The following is a 15,903-nucleotide window of genomic DNA, read 5'->3' on the forward strand; positions in this document are numbered from 1 at the left end:
AACTTTAATCTATTTATGATATTTATAACTAAAAGGATGGTTAATCTCGATAATGAACGAGGCTATAAATCATGGTTTTTCCAATTGAAAATATTATTTATATAAAGGTGATATAAATAATATCTTTATTGGTTTAAATTATTATCGGCTAAGAATGTATACAGTTGTTAAACTGACATAGGAATAATTCTATGATTAAACAATTAATCGAATCTATGAAAAATAAAAAGAAAAAAGAAAAAAAACAACAAGCATTAAAAAATCGTCTTGATTTTGCAATGTCACAAAATACGGGTCATAAAACAAGCCATCAACATGAATAGCCTTTTTATTCTAAATCAATCATGAATGGCTTATTTATTTAGCTATATCTTCTTGCTTTTGCTTTAGCTATTACGATAAGCCGATTCACCAACACTTTTTCTTTCGTCAAATCTGCTTTTTTTAATTCTCGTAGTATTCTATTTAACTCTGTTTCTAAATATTTTGCTGTTTTAGTTTTCACCATTGAACGAACGAGTTTTTCTGCATTATTAGGTAACGGTTGTTCAACTGCCCACAAAAAACTATAGTTTAATTGTCCATTCTTACCGACTGCTGGCTGCTCTATTTCTACAGGCTCTGGCGCTGCTTGCATCTGCTCAAACCGTCCTAAGCGCTGGTAATATCCTTGAACAATCGGCGATTTATTAAATGGTAACGTCCCTTCCAGATAAAGCTGAGGACCAATTTCTTGTGCCAGTGTCGCTTTCGATTCAAGAATAAACTGACTCGCGTTTTTATCTTTACGAACATAAGTATCTTTTTTACTGTTCTCAACCGAATAATAAATTTTAGCTTTATGTTTCGCACGTGTTATCGCAACATACGCCAATCGTCTTTCTTCTTCTGTATCCGCTGAAATGCCTACTGAAGATCGATTAACGTAAGGAAAAGCATCTTTATCCCAATACGGTAAATGTACTTGGCTATACTCACAACCTTTCGCTCTGAATATCGTGGTTAGTTGCACATTGCTTGTGGTGGATTCTGATTGGCGCAACGAATCAGAACGTTGCGTATAATACTCAAAATACTGAAGTGCTTTTTCACAATCTTGATCCATCGAAGCCAACACCGTTTCAACACTATCAAGTCGTTCAACTGCTTCTTCTATTTCTGAGGCGGTCGCTTCTGTTTTCCAAATCCAATTATCTAACTCGCTATCACGACGATACTGACGATAAACATCTAATGCTTTAAAGCCCCCTTTACGGCGAAGCATCATTAATAATTCTACTCGTGATGTAAAATTATCAAGATTTAATGCTGGCTGTAACTTTTGCGTTTTCTTCACAACCTCTAACCACTGCTCAATTGGCGTATTAGCAAGCTCATCACATAACGGTCGCAAACTGGCATTTGGCACATAACAGTGTGGAAAAGACATCATATTAAAGACGAGTGTCGCTTTCTCATATGGTTGAAACTGATTGTAGCGCCCAGTGGCAAATCGCATCACATCAAGCAATAATTTCACTTCTCGACTATTTGATAACACCGAGCCAACAGGCATATAAAAGGGAATATTTTTAGTTAAAAACGCTAATTCAAACAACATGGTTTGTGACCAACGGCGAACTAAAATCGCGACATCCGAAGGTGTTCCACCTTGTTCAATATATTCAGCAATAGATTGTGCTATCTCGCCGACTTGGCGCGCAGTTCCTATCACTTCTATAGGCGTATCAGCGACTGACTGATGGGAGATCGTTTGAAAATCGTGGAAACGTTGTTTGTTATTTGCAATCAAGTGACTCGCAGCTAACGCTAAGCTGTGACCAAAACGAAATGTATGTGACAGGCTATAGGTGGTTGCAGGCGTAAAATCCTGTTCAAAATTCAGCATAAATTGGGGAGCACTGCCACGCCATTTATAAATGCACTGATCCACATCACCGACAGCAACTAATTGCGATTGCTCTCCGAGTAACAGCTTTAATAATCGATATTGCGCGGTGTTTATATCCTGAAATTCATCAACAACCATAAATTGGATTTGTTGATGATAGTAAGCACGTAACGCCTCATTATTCGTCAGTAAATTAACGCTTTCTACCAACCAATCATCGAAGAACAACTGTTTGCGCTCTTTACGAATAGTTTCGAAGTTCCAATACGCTTCAATAATAAAATGATATTCATCACTAATATCAGATAGCTCAAACACTTCCTTTGGCGGTAACATATGCGCTTTTACTAAGCCAATAAAACTCATCAATAATTCGATGGTGCGCGGATCTTTGAATGTTTGTTGCTTTTGGTATGACTTCTCTTGCGCTGCCATTTGACGCAAAATTTGTTTCGCGATGGTTTTATCACTTTCACCATTATTAAAATCAATTTGATAACCCGTCTCAGCTAAATAACCTGATTGACGTAATAATTGATAACAAAAACTGTGAAATGTATGCACGGGAACATTCACCCCGTGACTATTTCGCTCTAATTTAGCTTTAAAATCGGTGCGAATATCACGGTTAAACATCAACACCAACATGTTTTGTGGTGCAATTGTCGCTAATTTTTTCTCAACTAGCCCTACCAAGGTGGTGGTTTTACCCGTCCCCGCACCTGCAACACATAATGCATTACCAGATAGGTGATTAATAAAAGCCGTTTGTTCAGCTGTAAAGCTTGTCATGACAACACCACGTGATGGTAGATAAGTGAGTGCGCGAGTATAACAATTCCTTAATTAGGTTTACATTCATTGCTGGTGATATATACAGCAGTTGAACAATACATATACCTAACCATTAGTTATCAATCTGCTAATTGTGGCATTGCGCATAGTCTGTTGTTAAAATCTGCCCACTATAAGCCATAAAGACTTGGCTCACCTCTTTTAAAATTAGCTGTGTGCTCCACACCGAGAATAAACCCGTATGAATAAAAGCTTACTCACAAACCTTATTTCACTTATCTTGCTAGCTATTGGTTACCTTACAAACCAGCAAGTCATCCTTTATTGTGGCTTATTCGCATTCTCTGGTGCATTAACAAACTGGCTTGCCATTCATATGTTATTTGAAAAGGTACCTGGACTCTACGGTTCAGGGGTTATTCCAGCTCGTTTTGAAGAATTTAAAACAGCCATTAAAAACCTAATGATGGAGCAATTTTTTACCCAGGAAAACATTAGCCGCTTCCTTAATAAAGAAATGACAAGCTCAACCAATTTAAACTTGCAACCTGTGATCCAAAAAATTGATTTTGCGCCAGCTTACGATTCGTTACTTGATGTGATCATGAATTCACAATTTGGTGGCATGCTAACTATGATGGGTGGCGTAGAAGCACTCCAACCATTACGCGAACCTTTCATTGAAAAAATGCAGGATTCTGTTAACGAAATTAGCCAACAAGATGACTTTAAAGCGGCACTTAAAGATCAACTAGCTAAACCTGAATCACTCAATGATATCGAAGATACGATTGAAGAAATTATCGATCAACGCCTGAATGAATTAACCCCTAAAATGGTTAAAGAAATGGTACAAAAGATGATCAGTGAGCACTTAGGCTGGTTAGTTGTGTGGGGCGGTGTCTTTGGTGGTGTGATCGGTATTATCTCGGCATTTATCGCCGCATAAATTTTTCTCTCCCTGTTAATTAGAGCCTTAGTTAAGTTATTCCGACTTTACTAAGGTTTTTTTATCTCTTTTTTCTCATCGTCAACGCAATAACATACTTAACAGATAAATACTCCGTTTCGTTGTTTATTTATCCGAATAAACATAAAGCACATGCTAGAATTGTGATATTGGTTGAAATTTATGACCATATGATGATAAACACAACTGTATATAAACCCAGTTGGAATTTTCTTCTTGGCAAACTTTTCTACTCATTTCAGTGTTGCAGCCGTTGCTAGTGGTTTAACTGCTACCGCCTTCTTATCGGCTGATCATATTTCGCCCACGATGGCTATTTGGATGACATTTCTCGGCACCATTGGCGGCCTATTACCTGACATAGATTCAGATCATTCAACATCGATGAAAGCCTTATTTAATATCTTGGCTGGTTTTTGCTGTTTTATTTTAATTAGTCATATTTATACTCAAGTGACGATGCTTGAGTTACTGCTTTATACCGCAGCGCTGTTTATTACTATTCGCTATATGGGAAAAGCGGTTTTTGAACGCCGAACAGTCCACCGCGGTTGCTGTCATTCAATTGCGTTTGTTATCCTCATTGCTCTATGTTGCGTTCATGTAAGCTCTATCATTGGACATACTGCAGAAACCAGTTGGCTCGCAGGTGGGTTTGTTCTTTTTGGTGGTTTTGTACATTTGTTATTAGATGAAATTTACAGTGTTGATCTTTCCAACCAACGCCTAAAAAAATCATTCGGTACAGCATTAAAACTCTTTTCCCTTAGCAATCCTCTCATTAGCTTGGCGCAAATTGCGGCAATTGTTTTACTTTTTACGACTGCACCGCCATATCATAAAACATTGCATATTTTAACCAATTGGCATCACTTCAGGTTTAGTCCGGCATGGCTTAATTGGACAGATATTCAAGTATGGGTAAACCACTTTATCCATCAAGCACCACAAAAATTAAGCAGTATTCATCAGCTTTTTTAACATAGCCAAGGCGATAAACATCCAATGTCTATCGCCTTTTTGTTTTATTAAAACCAAAGGCAAACGTTTGCTATTTTGCTGGTAGTCACCTACTTAACCTTGTATTATGCGATTACGATGATTGATAACGATGTGCTTTTATTCATGTCATTATCCTTCTGCATTTCTGCGTAATCTTTGAATAGGACTTTCACGATGAGCCTTGCCGATCAAGTTTTAGCTGTTAATGATGATCTCCCTATCCGTACTGATAAACCCGTTCATAGTGGTAAGGTACGCTCTGTTTACTGGCTTACAGAAGCTGACAGTCAACGTTTGATTAAAGAAAAAGGCTATAACGTTCAACCCGACGCACCGCTCGCTATTATGGTGATCAGCGACCGTATCTCTGCTTTTGATTGTATCTGGCACGGAGAAGGAGGGCTTAAAGGAGTCCCAGGGAAAGGTGCTGCGTTAAATGCGATATCTAATCACTGGTTTCAATTATTTAAAGATAATGGGTTAGCCGATAGCCATATTCTTGATATCCCCCACCCTTTTGTTTGGATTGTACAAAAAGCAAAACCCGTTATGGTTGAAGCAATTTGTCGCCAATATATTACTGGTTCAATGTGGCGAGCATACAGCAAAGGTGAACGTCATTTCTGCGGTATAGAATTACCTGAAGGGCTAAAAAAAGATCAAAAACTCCCTGAACTACTCATGACACCATCAACAAAAGGTATTCTAAAAGGCATTCCGAATGTTCCTGAAGCCGATGATGTCAATGTGACTCGTGATGATCTAATCAACAATTTCGCTGCATTCAACTTCCGCAATACTGATGACATTACCCAGTATGAAAAGTTATTGGCAGAAGGGTTTAATGTTATCAGTGATGCACTCGCAAACATTGATCAAATCTTTGTTGATACCAAATTTGAATTTGGCTATGTAACAGATGCTAGTGGTAACGAAAAACTCATTTACATGGATGAAGTGGGTACGCCCGATTCTTCTCGCATCTGGGATGGAGCAGCTTACCGCGACGGCCAAATTGTCGAAAACTCAAAAGAAGATTTCCGCCAAGTGCTGCTTAACACCTTTCCAGAACCAGATATTTTATTAAATAAAGATCGTATGGAAGAACGCTTTGCTCTAGCTCGTGACAACGAATTACCGCAAGAAGTACTCATGCAAATATCGCGTGTTTATACGGGTATTGCCGAAAAAATCACAGGAAAAAAGATCACACTAAGCAAAAACCCTAAAGCTGAAATTATTAATATTTTACGCAATGACTATCAGCTCATTGGTTAAACCTTAAAAATTGTAACCCTTAATAAAAAATAGGCATTCATATAATGCCTATTTTTTTCACCAGAAACCTTATTAATGCTATTCACATTCTCAGTAGCGATTAATTGCTATAACACAATCCTATATACATATTCAAGTAACGATTAACACAACTTTGCTTTGGTTTTATTACAATCACACAAAAAGCAATACAATTACGGATAACCCTCGCCCTTCTACTTTGAAATATTTTGTTATATTTCTTAACAACTCAACTTATTATGCCTTTTGTTATTAAAGTATACGGTCAGAATCAAAAAACACTTTAAAACATAAGGATAACTCTCAAGTATTAATTGAATTGTATGTAGTGGTTACTTTATGATCGTAATATAAATAGATTTAATAAAAATATTTATAACTACTCATTTTTTAAAATTAGGAGGTTGTATGAGCAGTGCGACTGATCAAGAAACCAAGCAAACTCGTGGCCGAGAATGGAAGATGTTCATTTTTATCGTCGTCTTTTTATTTCCAATTCTCAGCGTCATCTTTGTCGGGGGCTACGGCTTTACCGTTTGGATGCTTCAACTCTTCGTATTTGGTCCACCAGGACATGGCGGTTAATCCCTAATTAATCACCGTTAGCATCATATAAGAGAATCTATAATGAAATCATTTTTGCTTAAAGCTTGGCAGACTCTATCACGTCCAAGCGTTCATATTAGCCTAGGTGTATTAACCCTTGGCGGCTTTATTGCTGGCGTTATTTTCTGGGGTGGTTTTAATACTGCACTAGAAGCAACCAATACCGAAGAGTTCTGTGTTGGTTGTCACGCTGAAAACGTTGCACCTGAATACGCAAACACTATTCATGACAAAAACCGTTCTGGTGTTCGTGCAACTTGTCCTGACTGTCACGTTCCACACGACTGGACAGATAAAATTGCCCGTAAAATTCAAGCAAGTAAAGAAGTCTTTGCTCACGTAGCCGGCTTCATTGATACTCCTGAAAAGTTTGAAGATCGTCGCTTGGTGCTTGCTCAACATGAGTGGGAACGCTTTAAAGCTAATGGCTCTCAAGAATGTCGAGACTGTCATGACTACAAAGGTATGGACTTCACTAAAATGTCGCCTGTTGCGCGTATTCAGATGAAGAATGCCGCAGAGCGTGACCAAAGCTGTGTGGATTGTCATAAAGGTATTGCGCACCACCTACCTAAAAATATGGATACCAGTGGTGGCATGATCTCAGAGTTAGTACAGCTATCTCACGATACTAAGTATAACAAAGGCGAAGAAGTGTATAGCGTGCGTTTCCTTCCTGTTTATGAAGATAAAGACATGAAGGTAGAAGCTGGCCTATTAAATCCTGCTTCTGGCGTAAAAGTTATTGATGAAACTGACAACGCAGTTGAAGTTGAAATTGCAGGTTGGCGTAAAGACAAGGGCTATGGCCGAGTTATTCAAGAAGACTTCGGTATGAATATCCCTGTTGCATCGCTCCTAAAAGAATCTGCGCAAAACGACAAAGTTGTAGATAAATACGAAGAGAAAGTTGATGACCTAACAGGTCTTCCTTGGCAACGTGTAACAGCAAAAGTATGGATGCCAAAAGACTCGCTTGTTAATGACATCACGCCAGTTTGGGAAAAAGCGAAATCAGCTTACACCACTAATTGTTCAGTTTGTCACACTCAACCAGCTGAAAACCACTTCGATGCCAATACTTGGCCTGGAATGTTCAACGGCATGTTAGCGTTCGTTAACTTTGACCGTGATAGTGAAGCTGTGGTGCGTAAATACCTTCAGAAGCACTCTTCTGATTTTTCTGACGCACAACACTAAGTATTGATGGAGTTAAAATAAATATGTCTGTATCAAGAAGAAGTTTTCTTAAAGGCCTTGCAACAACAAGTGCTGCTTCTGTTATCGGTCCTAGCCTACTCGCATCATCAAAAGTGTTTGCAGACGATCAAATTGGTCAAGGTACATGGCGTTACTCCGGCTCACATTGGGGCGCGTTCCGCGCCCACATCTATGCTGGTAAAGTACAAGAAATCGAAGCGATTGAAATAGATAAAAACCCAACCGAAATGCTAAAAGGCATTAAGGGCGTAATCTACAATCCATCTCGTGTACGCTACCCTATGGTGCGTTTAGATTGGCTTAAGAAACACAAATTTAGTGGTGAGACTCGCGGTAATAACCGTTTCATCCGTGTTACATGGGATGAAGCATTAGATTTGTTCTATCGTGAACTGGAACGTATTCAAAAAGATTATGGTCCATGGGCGTTACATGCTGGTCAAACTGGCTGGCGTCAAACGGGTCAGTTCCACAGTTGTACCAGCCACATGCAACGTGCTGTGGGTATGCATGGTAACTACATCACCAAAGTAGGCGACTACTCAACAGGTGCAGGCCAAACCATCATGCCATACGTGCTTGGCTCAACAGAAGTTTACGCACAAGGTACTTCTTGGTCTGAGATCCTTGATCACAGTAAAAATGTGGTGCTATGGGCAAACGATCCGGTGAAAAACCTACAGGTTGGTTGGAACTGTGAAACTCACGAATCTTTCCCATACCTAGCGAAACTAAAAGAGAAAGTCGATAACGGTGAGATCAATGTGATCTCTGTCGATCCGGTTAAGAACAAGACCCAACGTTACCTAAACAACAAACACCTATACATTAATCCACAAACCGATGTGGCATTTATGTTAGGTGTGGCGCATACACTGTACAACGAGAACCTTTACGATAAAGAGTTCATCAAGATGTACTGCTTGGGCTTTGACGAGTTCATTGGTTACGTAAAAGGCGAAACCAAAGACAAAGTTGAGAAAACGCCTGAATGGGCTGCTGAGATCTGTGGTGTACCAGCCGATCAAATTAAAGACTTTGCCCGTATGCTGGTTAAAGAGCGTACTCAAATTCTGTTTGGTTGGTGTATTCAACGTCAAGAGCACGGTGAGCAACCATACTGGATGGGTGCGGTTATTGCCGCTATGGTTGGTCAAATTGGTCTACCTGGTGGTGGTATTTCGTATGGTCACCACTACTCTGGTATCGGTGTACCTTCAACAGGCTTTGCTGCACCAGGTGGCTTCCCTCGTAACGTCGATGAAGGTCAAAAGCCGAAATGGGATAACAATGATTTTAACGGTTACAGCCGCACTATCCCTGTTGCACGTTTTGTTGACTGTATTTTAGAGCCGGGTAAAGAGATTAAGTACAACGGTTCAAAAGTTATTCTTCCTGATTACAAAATGATGGTGATCAGTGGTAACAACCCTTGGCATCACCACCAAGATCGTAACCGCATGAAGAAAGCGTTCCAGAAACTACAAACTGTTGTAACAATTGATTTTGCTTGGACTGCAACCTGTCGTTTCTCAGATATTGTACTGCCAGCATGTACCCAGTTTGAACGAAATGATATTGATGTTATGGGTTCATACAGTGGTCGTGGTTTACTGGCTATGCATAAACTGGTTGACCCGCTTTACCAGTCTAAAACTGACTTTGAAATCTTTACTGAGCTAACACGTCGCTTTGGTAAGAACAAAGAATACACTCGTGGCATGGATGAAATGCAATGGGTTCGCATGCTTTATAACGATTGTCGTAAAGCGAACAAAGGCAAGTTTGATATGCCTGAGTTCGATGTATTCTGGCAACAAGGTTTCTTAGACTTTGGTACAGGTAAGCCTTGGGTACGTCATGCTGATTTCCGTCAAGATCCTGAAATTAACGCTCTAGGTACACCATCAGGCTTTATTGAAATCACCAGCCGTAAGATTGGTCGTTACAAATACGAACACTGTCAAGAGCACCCAATGTGGTTTGAAAAAACAGAACGTTCTCACGGTGGTCCTGGTTCTGATAAACACCCATTCTGGCTGCAGTCTTGTCACCCAGATAAGCGCTTGCACTCACAAATGTGTGAATCAGAAGAGTTTCGTGCAACTTACACTGTACAAGGTCGTGAACCTGTTTACATCAACCCTCAAGATGCGGCTGAAAAAGGTATTAAAGATGGCGATGTGGTACGTGTATTTAACGACCGTGGTCAGCTATTAGCTGGAGCTGTACTTACTGACAGCTACCCTCGAGGTATTGTTCGTATCGAAGAAGGTGCATGGTATGGCCCTCTTAACGAGAAAATTGGTGCGATCGATACCTATGGTGATCCAAATACACTAACTATGGATATTCCATCTTCTGAACTTGCGCAGGCAACGAGCGCACAAACCTGTATTGTGAACTTCGAGAAGTTTAAAGGTAAACTGCCACCAGTCACCTCCTTCGGTGGTCCAATTGAAGTAAGCTAATTAAAATTAGTGTCTGAATAATATTAAGCCCTAACCTGTCTGTTAGGGCTTTTTTTTACTCTTAAACTTGGTAAGACTTTACTCTTGTGGATACTTATTCTTGAAAGAGAAAAGAAACGCAGTCATGGTTTATTCAATTCAGATAATATAACGAGCATTTTGAAAGGCTCTACCGGATAAAGCAGTAAATAAGTGACGTTATTATTTTGTGATGAGTAATAATAAAGAAGAAAAAGGCAACGCTAAATTTTAGCTATTTTATGCACTAGCAGGCTAATTCCGGCAGCACTACAAAAAGACCCGTCAGCTTGGGGCGGGTCATAGAAGCATCTTATCGAATAGAAGATTTCAGCTCTGTACACCACGCATTTGCAGGCCATATACCGTACGTCTGAACTTCTTTTTTACCTTTATTCCACTGATTAATAGGGTCTTTCCAAACGACTTCACATCTATTACTTGAAAAAACACCTGGCAACTTAATAGATAACTGAACATCTACAGCATCTTTAGGCAAATAAACTGAAGCACTTTGTGGTGCAGGGAAGGCGCCAGATTTGTGCTGAATATTTTTATTCGTTACTGTCTTATATGCTATTTGCCATTTGGTTATATACGTACTACCGGGCTTACTATTGATGATGAGTTCTAACTGATTAATTGGTTGAGTCCAATTATTGATTGGACGTTTACCGTCAATGGAAGTAAACGTAAAAGCAACAGGAACCAGCTCACCGATTTCATCTCTTGTTGCTGGGAATTTAGTTGCAGTAACAGAATTACTGCCTTTTTCAGAAATTAATTTTGGAGTAAGACCAATTTGATCTTTCTTTGGTGAGGTCACATTCATCGAGGTTACTATACTGTACTGACCTTCGGCGTCGTTGCTCGCAATGGCAACACCACGACTGGCCCATTTTACCCCACTAATATAGCCAAACCCTTGAGAAATATCTCCGGTTTCATGGTCAATATACGGTGTTTTTTCGGCTGCACTTTTTATAATATCCCATTTATCAGCAACTAAACCATAAGGGTTATTAGTATACGCTTCTACCGCAATAATATACGTCGCTGCTAAACTTTTCGCTTTTGAAAAAACCCAAGAGTGTTCCATTCCAACGTCTACTTTAACCCCTGAGTTAGGATCTAAGTATCCACCGTCAACTTTTACTTCACTGCTATTTTTAGATGTGTTTTTTGATGAGAACTCCCATTTTTCATCTTTACGTTTAGTCAGAAAATAAACAGGGTCATCAACCATATCTGTACTAACTAAAGTAAATTCACCGGTGAGATAGTTTAAATAACCAATGGCACCAACTTGAATGGAAGGATCGTTACTCCAGTTTGCAAACGTATTTTCTTTTGAGCTTCTCATCAAATTCGTGAGCTCTTGATTCCAAAATGATGAGTCATCAGCAGAAAATACAGAACCAGACGAGAGTAAAACAAAAAGAGTAAGTCCTGTTTTTTTTAATATTTTCATAGCGTCCTAGTCTCATAGACATAAAAGTTTACAGCTAAACTTTCAAGTTAAGTAGAACATAGACAGTCATCAGTAACAGTGAACAGATAGCCTACCGTTCATTCCTGTCTATACTTTCTGAAACATATTCTTCAACATCCCCAACCTTTTTACTTGTCGATACGAGATGGTAAAAGTGATCCATATCCCCTTTCAATGAAATCCGATTTCAGACTAAGCTATCAATATAATTAGTTCAAATAAAAAATAACAAAAAAAAAGAACAAAAAAACAGACACTTAAAAATAAAACATAAAAAAAGCCACCGCGAACGGTGGCTTTTTTGCTTACGTTATTTAGGTATTAAACGTCGTAAGTAGTAGAAGCAGTGTTGCCGCCTGTACCAGTCCAGTTTGTGTGGAAGAACTCACCACGTGGACGGTCAGTACGCTCATAAGTGTGAGCGCCGAAGTAGTCACGTTGAGCTTGAAGCAGGTTAGCTGGTAGACGAGCTGTTGTGTAACCGTCTAGGAAAGATAGCGCAGAGATCGTACATGGCATTGGGATGCCAGATTCTAGAGATTTCGCTGCTACTTTACGCCATGCTGCTAGGCTGTTTTGTAGGATGTTTTTGAAGTACTCGTCAGAACCTAGGAATGCGATATCTGGGTTCGCTTCATACGCATCACGGATGTTGCCTAGGAACGCAGAGCGGATGATACAACCACCACGCCACATTAGTGCAACGTTACCGTAGTTTAAATCCCAACCGTTTTCGTTCGATGCTTCACGCATTAGCATGAAACCTTGCGCGTAAGAGATGATCTTAGATGCTAGTAGTGCTTGACGTAGTGCATCAACCCACTCTTGCTTATCACCTTCAACTGGCGTGATCGTCTTGTCAAATAAAGTTGCAGCTTCAACACGTTGGTCTTTTAATGCAGACAGGCAACGAGAGAATACAGACTCAGAGATAAGCGTTAGTGGAATACCTAGGTCTAGTGCATTGATACCAGTCCACTTACCCGTACCTTTTTGACCAGCAGTGTCTAGGATTTTCTCAACTAGTGCTTCACCATCTTCATCTTTGTAGCCAAGAATATCAGCTGTGATTTCAACTAGGTAGCTGTCTAGCTCAGTCTTGTTCCAGTCAGCGAATACTGCTTGCATCTCATCAGCATTCATACCTAGACCATCTTTCATGAACTGGTATGCTTCAGTGATAAGCTGCATGTCACCGTATTCAATGCCGTTATGAACCATTTTAACGAAGTGACCAGCACCGTCGTTACCAACCCAGTCACAACAAGGCTCACCAGCGTCAGTTTTAGCAGAGATACCTTGGAAGATTGGCTTAACCGCTTCCCAAGCTTCAGGAGCGCCGCCTGGCATAATTGAAGGACCGAAACGAGCGCCCTCTTCACCACCAGATACACCAGTACCAATGAAGTAGATGCCTTTCTCACGGCAATGCGCTACGCGACGGTTAGTATCTGGGTAGTTAGTGTTACCACCGTCGATAATGATATCGCCTTCATCCAATAGTGGAATTAGTTGATCAATGAATGCATCAACAACACCACCAGCACGAACCATTAGCATCACTTTACGTGGTGCTTCTAACTTCGCAACAAGATCTTCAAGAGACGTTGCGCCAATGATGTTTGTGCCTTTTGCTGGGCCTTCAAGGAATTCTTCCACTTTCGCGACTGTACGGTTGTAAGCAACAACGTTAAAGCCGTGGTCATTCATGTTTAGGATCAGGTTTTGGCCCATTACTGCCAAGCCAATTACACCGATATCGCCTTTCATATTATTCTCCTTGCGCCAGCAGTTTTGCCGCTGCTGAATCTAAAAACCATTCTGTTTTGCCATTTACGGCTCTAATTTTCGCTGCAGGATAAGCTAGAGCTTCTGCAGGCGTATTATTAATTTCTTGCAATACTTCAGCTTTGCTCTCACCTAACACGAGGTAGGTAATACGATCAGCATTTTCAAGTAAGCGCGCTGTTTTTGAAATGCGTTTTTGACCACTATCTGGATGTGTTGCAATCACAGAAAGCTCAGGATCGTCAAAGTCTGTTTGGTTTGGGAATAATGATGCAGTATGCCCATCGGTTCCCATACCTAATAAAATCCAATCAAATGCAGGCAACCCATTTTTATGTGGAATTTCTGCATCCATTTCCTCTGCAAATCGAACTACTTCTACAGCAGGATCATCTTCACCTTTAATACGGTGAATATTACCAGCTGGAATTTCGATTTGTTGGAACAATAACTCGTTTGCTTCACCGAAATTACTTTCCGAATCGGTTGGCTCAACACAACGCTCATCGCCCCACCAAAAATGTAAGTTGCTCCAATTAACATCTTTCGCATAAGGTGCTTGCGCTAATGTTTTAAACAACAGTTTTGGTGTACTACCACCAGAAAGCGATATATGGACAGGCTTCACCTGTTTGCTCATTGACATCATGGTGTCAGCTAATGAAACGACAACATCTTGCGGTGTTTCAAATACGCGATAATTAATCATGCTTATAGCTCACAATAGTCAGTGTTTGCTAAGTTCTTACAAGGAAAACGCCACTCACGATTACTTGATGCAAGTAAGTCATCAGCTTGTTTTGGTCCCCACGTACCTGCGGCATAACCAAATAAGTGCTCTGGGTTTTCTTTGTATTCAAGAATTGGTTGAACAAATTTCCAACAAGCGCGAACAGCATCTGTACGTGCAAATAAGGTTGCATCTTGCTTCATACAATCAAGAAGTAAGCGTTCGTACGCCGTTAGCATATTGGTTTCTTCAAGCTTGTCGTAATGGAAATCCATTGATACTTCTTGAGATTCAAAACCTGCCCCCGGTTTTTTAAGACCGAAGCTCATTAGAATCCCTTCATCCGGCTGAATACGGATAATCAGCTTGTTCTCTGGTGCATTTTCACCAAAGACTGGGTGCGGTGTTTTCTTAAAGTGAATAACCACTTCTGTCACACGTGTTGGTAGTCGTTTACCTGTACGAACGTAGAATGGCACACCATTCCAACGCCAGTTTTGAATAAACATCTTCATACCAACGTAAGTTTCAGTACGTGAGTCTTCCGCTACACCTGGTTCTTGGCGATAACCTAAGAAATGCTTACCACGAGCATCTGATTCCGTGTACTGACCCAACACTAAGTTATTTTTAAGATCATCATCTGATAATGGTTTAAAGCTTTGCATCACTTTAACCACTTCATCACGGATAGAATCAGCATTAATTGCAGCAGGCGATTCCATACCGACCATTGCTAATACTTGCAGCAAATGGTTTTGGAACATATCTCGAACAGCACCCGCACCGTCGTAGTAGCCACCACGATCTTCAACGCCTAATGATTCAGACGCAGTGATTTCAACGTAATCAATAAAGTTACGATTCCAAAGCGGCTCAAACATGCCGTTTGCAAAGCGGAATACAAGAAGATTTTGTACCGTTTCTTTGCCTAGGTAGTGATCGATACGGTAGATTTGATGCTCTTGGAAACAAGCATGAATTTGCTTATCTAATGAGATCGCTGACTCTAGGTCATAACCAAATGGTTTTTCAACAATCAGGTTTTTCCAACCTTCCGTTTCATCATTTAGGCCATGAGCGGCTAGACATTCAGGGATCACGCCGTAAAGGCTTGGTGGTGTTGCGAGGTAGAAAACGGCATTACCTTGCGTATTATGCGTTTCTTTGAAAGTGTCTAAGCGTTCTTTCAATACTGCATATTCATCTTTATCAGACGTATTTAATGCTTGGTAGTAAAGATGCTGACAAAAGTTAATCAATGTTTCTTCATCGATTTTTTCATTTTCTGTCAAAGATTGCTTTAACTTATCACGAAATTCTTGATCGCTATATGATGTACGACTTACCCCTAGAATTGCAAAATCTTCAGGCAATAAACCATTAGCATAAAGGTGATAAAACGCAGGTATTAACTTTCGGTGTGTCAAATCACCTGACGCACCAAAAATTACAATTGAGTTATTTTCTGGTTGAACCATATCATTTTCCCATTAATTTCAGATCTTCAGACCTGCGGCAGCAATCAATTGCTTGGTATAACGGGGCCTTATTATGCCGTATTTTTTTCATTCGTTACGAATAAATATGAAAAAAATAAAAAAATTTCGTTATACCTTA

12 protein-coding genes are annotated in these 15,903 nt (G+C 40.0%); 7 read left to right on the forward strand and 5 right to left on the reverse strand.

The annotated features are described in order from the left end of the window. Positions 1 to 191 precede the first annotated feature (191 nt). Positions 192 to 323 carry a hypothetical protein gene (locus tag CTN01_RS23095; RefSeq protein WP_005368446.1) on the forward strand — a complete coding sequence of 44 codons (132 nt, stop codon included), beginning with the start codon at positions 192 to 194 and terminating at the stop codon, positions 321 to 323. Between the two features lie 38 nt (positions 324 to 361). Here the strand turns inward: CTN01_RS23095 and CTN01_RS02285 are convergent, their stop codons facing one another. After that, positions 362 to 2,683, reverse strand: a complete 2,322-nt coding sequence (locus tag CTN01_RS02285; protein ID WP_045150163.1) for an ATP-dependent helicase — start codon at positions 2,681 to 2,683, stop codon at positions 362 to 364. A gap of 244 nt (positions 2,684 to 2,927) precedes the next feature. Between CTN01_RS02285 and CTN01_RS02290 the strand changes: the two genes are divergently transcribed. The 6 genes from CTN01_RS02290 (at position 2,928) to torA (ending at position 10,255) form a co-directional block, all read left to right on the forward strand. Then, on the forward strand, positions 2,928 to 3,635 hold the full coding sequence (locus tag CTN01_RS02290; protein ID WP_045084351.1) for a DUF445 domain-containing protein: 708 nt from the start codon (positions 2,928 to 2,930) through the stop codon (positions 3,633 to 3,635). A 237-nt stretch (positions 3,636 to 3,872) separates the two neighbouring features. Then, positions 3,873 to 4,637 (forward strand): metal-dependent hydrolase, encoded by a 765-nt coding sequence (locus CTN01_RS02295; protein ID WP_045150165.1) that lies wholly within the window; start codon positions 3,873 to 3,875, stop codon positions 4,635 to 4,637. 195 nt (positions 4,638 to 4,832) lie between these two features. Next, positions 4,833 to 5,936 carry a phosphoribosylaminoimidazolesuccinocarboxamide synthase gene (locus CTN01_RS02300; RefSeq protein WP_045084353.1) on the forward strand — a complete coding sequence of 368 codons (1,104 nt, stop codon included), beginning with the start codon at positions 4,833 to 4,835 and terminating at the stop codon, positions 5,934 to 5,936. Between the two features lie 429 nt (positions 5,937 to 6,365). Then, positions 6,366 to 6,542 (forward strand): trimethylamine N-oxide reductase system protein TorE, encoded by a 177-nt coding sequence (gene torE, locus CTN01_RS02305; protein WP_005368456.1) that lies wholly within the window; start codon positions 6,366 to 6,368, stop codon positions 6,540 to 6,542. Between the two features lie 42 nt (positions 6,543 to 6,584). Next, positions 6,585 to 7,763 carry a pentaheme c-type cytochrome TorC gene (gene torC / locus CTN01_RS02310; RefSeq protein ID WP_005368457.1) on the forward strand — a complete coding sequence of 393 codons (1,179 nt, stop codon included), beginning with the start codon at positions 6,585 to 6,587 and terminating at the stop codon, positions 7,761 to 7,763. A 23-nt stretch (positions 7,764 to 7,786) separates the two neighbouring features. Then, entirely contained in the window at positions 7,787 to 10,255 is a 2,469-nt protein-coding gene (gene torA / locus CTN01_RS02315; RefSeq protein WP_045084354.1) for a trimethylamine-N-oxide reductase TorA, read from the forward strand. A 331-nt stretch (positions 10,256 to 10,586) separates the two neighbouring features. On the opposite strand, the gene CTN01_RS02320 is transcribed toward torA, so the two are convergent. The 4 genes from CTN01_RS02320 to zwf form a co-directional block, all read right to left on the reverse strand. Beyond that, the gene (locus CTN01_RS02320) at positions 10,587 to 11,744 is read right to left on the reverse strand and encodes a hypothetical protein (protein ID WP_045130865.1); all 1,158 of its coding nucleotides are present in this window, start codon (positions 11,742 to 11,744) and stop codon (positions 10,587 to 10,589) included. 342 nt (positions 11,745 to 12,086) lie between these two features. After that, positions 12,087 to 13,535: a decarboxylating NADP(+)-dependent phosphogluconate dehydrogenase gene (gene gnd, locus CTN01_RS02325; RefSeq protein ID WP_045128927.1), complete on the reverse strand. Its 1,449-nt coding sequence runs from the start codon at positions 13,533 to 13,535 to the stop codon at positions 12,087 to 12,089. Between the two features lies 1 nt (position 13,536). Further along, the gene (pgl, locus tag CTN01_RS02330; protein ID WP_045150167.1) at positions 13,537 to 14,262 is read right to left on the reverse strand and encodes a 6-phosphogluconolactonase; all 726 of its coding nucleotides are present in this window, start codon (positions 14,260 to 14,262) and stop codon (positions 13,537 to 13,539) included. 2 nt (positions 14,263 to 14,264) lie between these two features. Further along, positions 14,265 to 15,764, reverse strand: a complete 1,500-nt coding sequence (gene zwf, locus CTN01_RS02335; RefSeq protein ID WP_045150169.1) for a glucose-6-phosphate dehydrogenase — start codon at positions 15,762 to 15,764, stop codon at positions 14,265 to 14,267. Positions 15,765 to 15,903 lie beyond the last annotated feature (139 nt).

The organism is Photobacterium angustum, assembly GCF_003026365.1.
Classification (GTDB): domain Bacteria; phylum Pseudomonadota; class Gammaproteobacteria; order Enterobacterales; family Vibrionaceae; genus Photobacterium; species Photobacterium angustum.

Excerpts from the sequence above, each read along its gene's own strand:
- CTN01_RS23095 (WP_005368446.1), top strand. The coding sequence starts at position 192 with ATGATTAAACAATTAATCGAATCTATGAAAAATAAAAAGAAAAAAGAA.
- CTN01_RS02285 (WP_045150163.1), bottom strand. The coding sequence starts at position 2,683 with ATGACAAGCTTTACAGCTGAACAAACGGCTTTTATTAATCACCTATCT.
- CTN01_RS02290 (WP_045084351.1), top strand. The coding sequence starts at position 2,928 with ATGAATAAAAGCTTACTCACAAACCTTATTTCACTTATCTTGCTAGCT.
- CTN01_RS02300 (WP_045084353.1), top strand. The coding sequence starts at position 4,833 with ATGAGCCTTGCCGATCAAGTTTTAGCTGTTAATGATGATCTCCCTATC.
- torE (WP_005368456.1), top strand. The coding sequence starts at position 6,366 with ATGAGCAGTGCGACTGATCAAGAAACCAAGCAAACTCGTGGCCGAGAA.
- torC (WP_005368457.1), top strand. The coding sequence starts at position 6,585 with ATGAAATCATTTTTGCTTAAAGCTTGGCAGACTCTATCACGTCCAAGC.
- torA (WP_045084354.1), top strand. The coding sequence starts at position 7,787 with ATGTCTGTATCAAGAAGAAGTTTTCTTAAAGGCCTTGCAACAACAAGT.
- CTN01_RS02320 (WP_045130865.1), bottom strand. The coding sequence starts at position 11,744 with ATGAAAATATTAAAAAAAACAGGACTTACTCTTTTTGTTTTACTCTCG.
- gnd (WP_045128927.1), bottom strand. The coding sequence starts at position 13,535 with ATGAAAGGCGATATCGGTGTAATTGGCTTGGCAGTAATGGGCCAAAAC.
- pgl (WP_045150167.1), bottom strand. The coding sequence starts at position 14,262 with ATGATTAATTATCGCGTATTTGAAACACCGCAAGATGTTGTCGTTTCA.
- zwf (WP_045150169.1), bottom strand. The coding sequence starts at position 15,764 with ATGGTTCAACCAGAAAATAACTCAATTGTAATTTTTGGTGCGTCAGGT.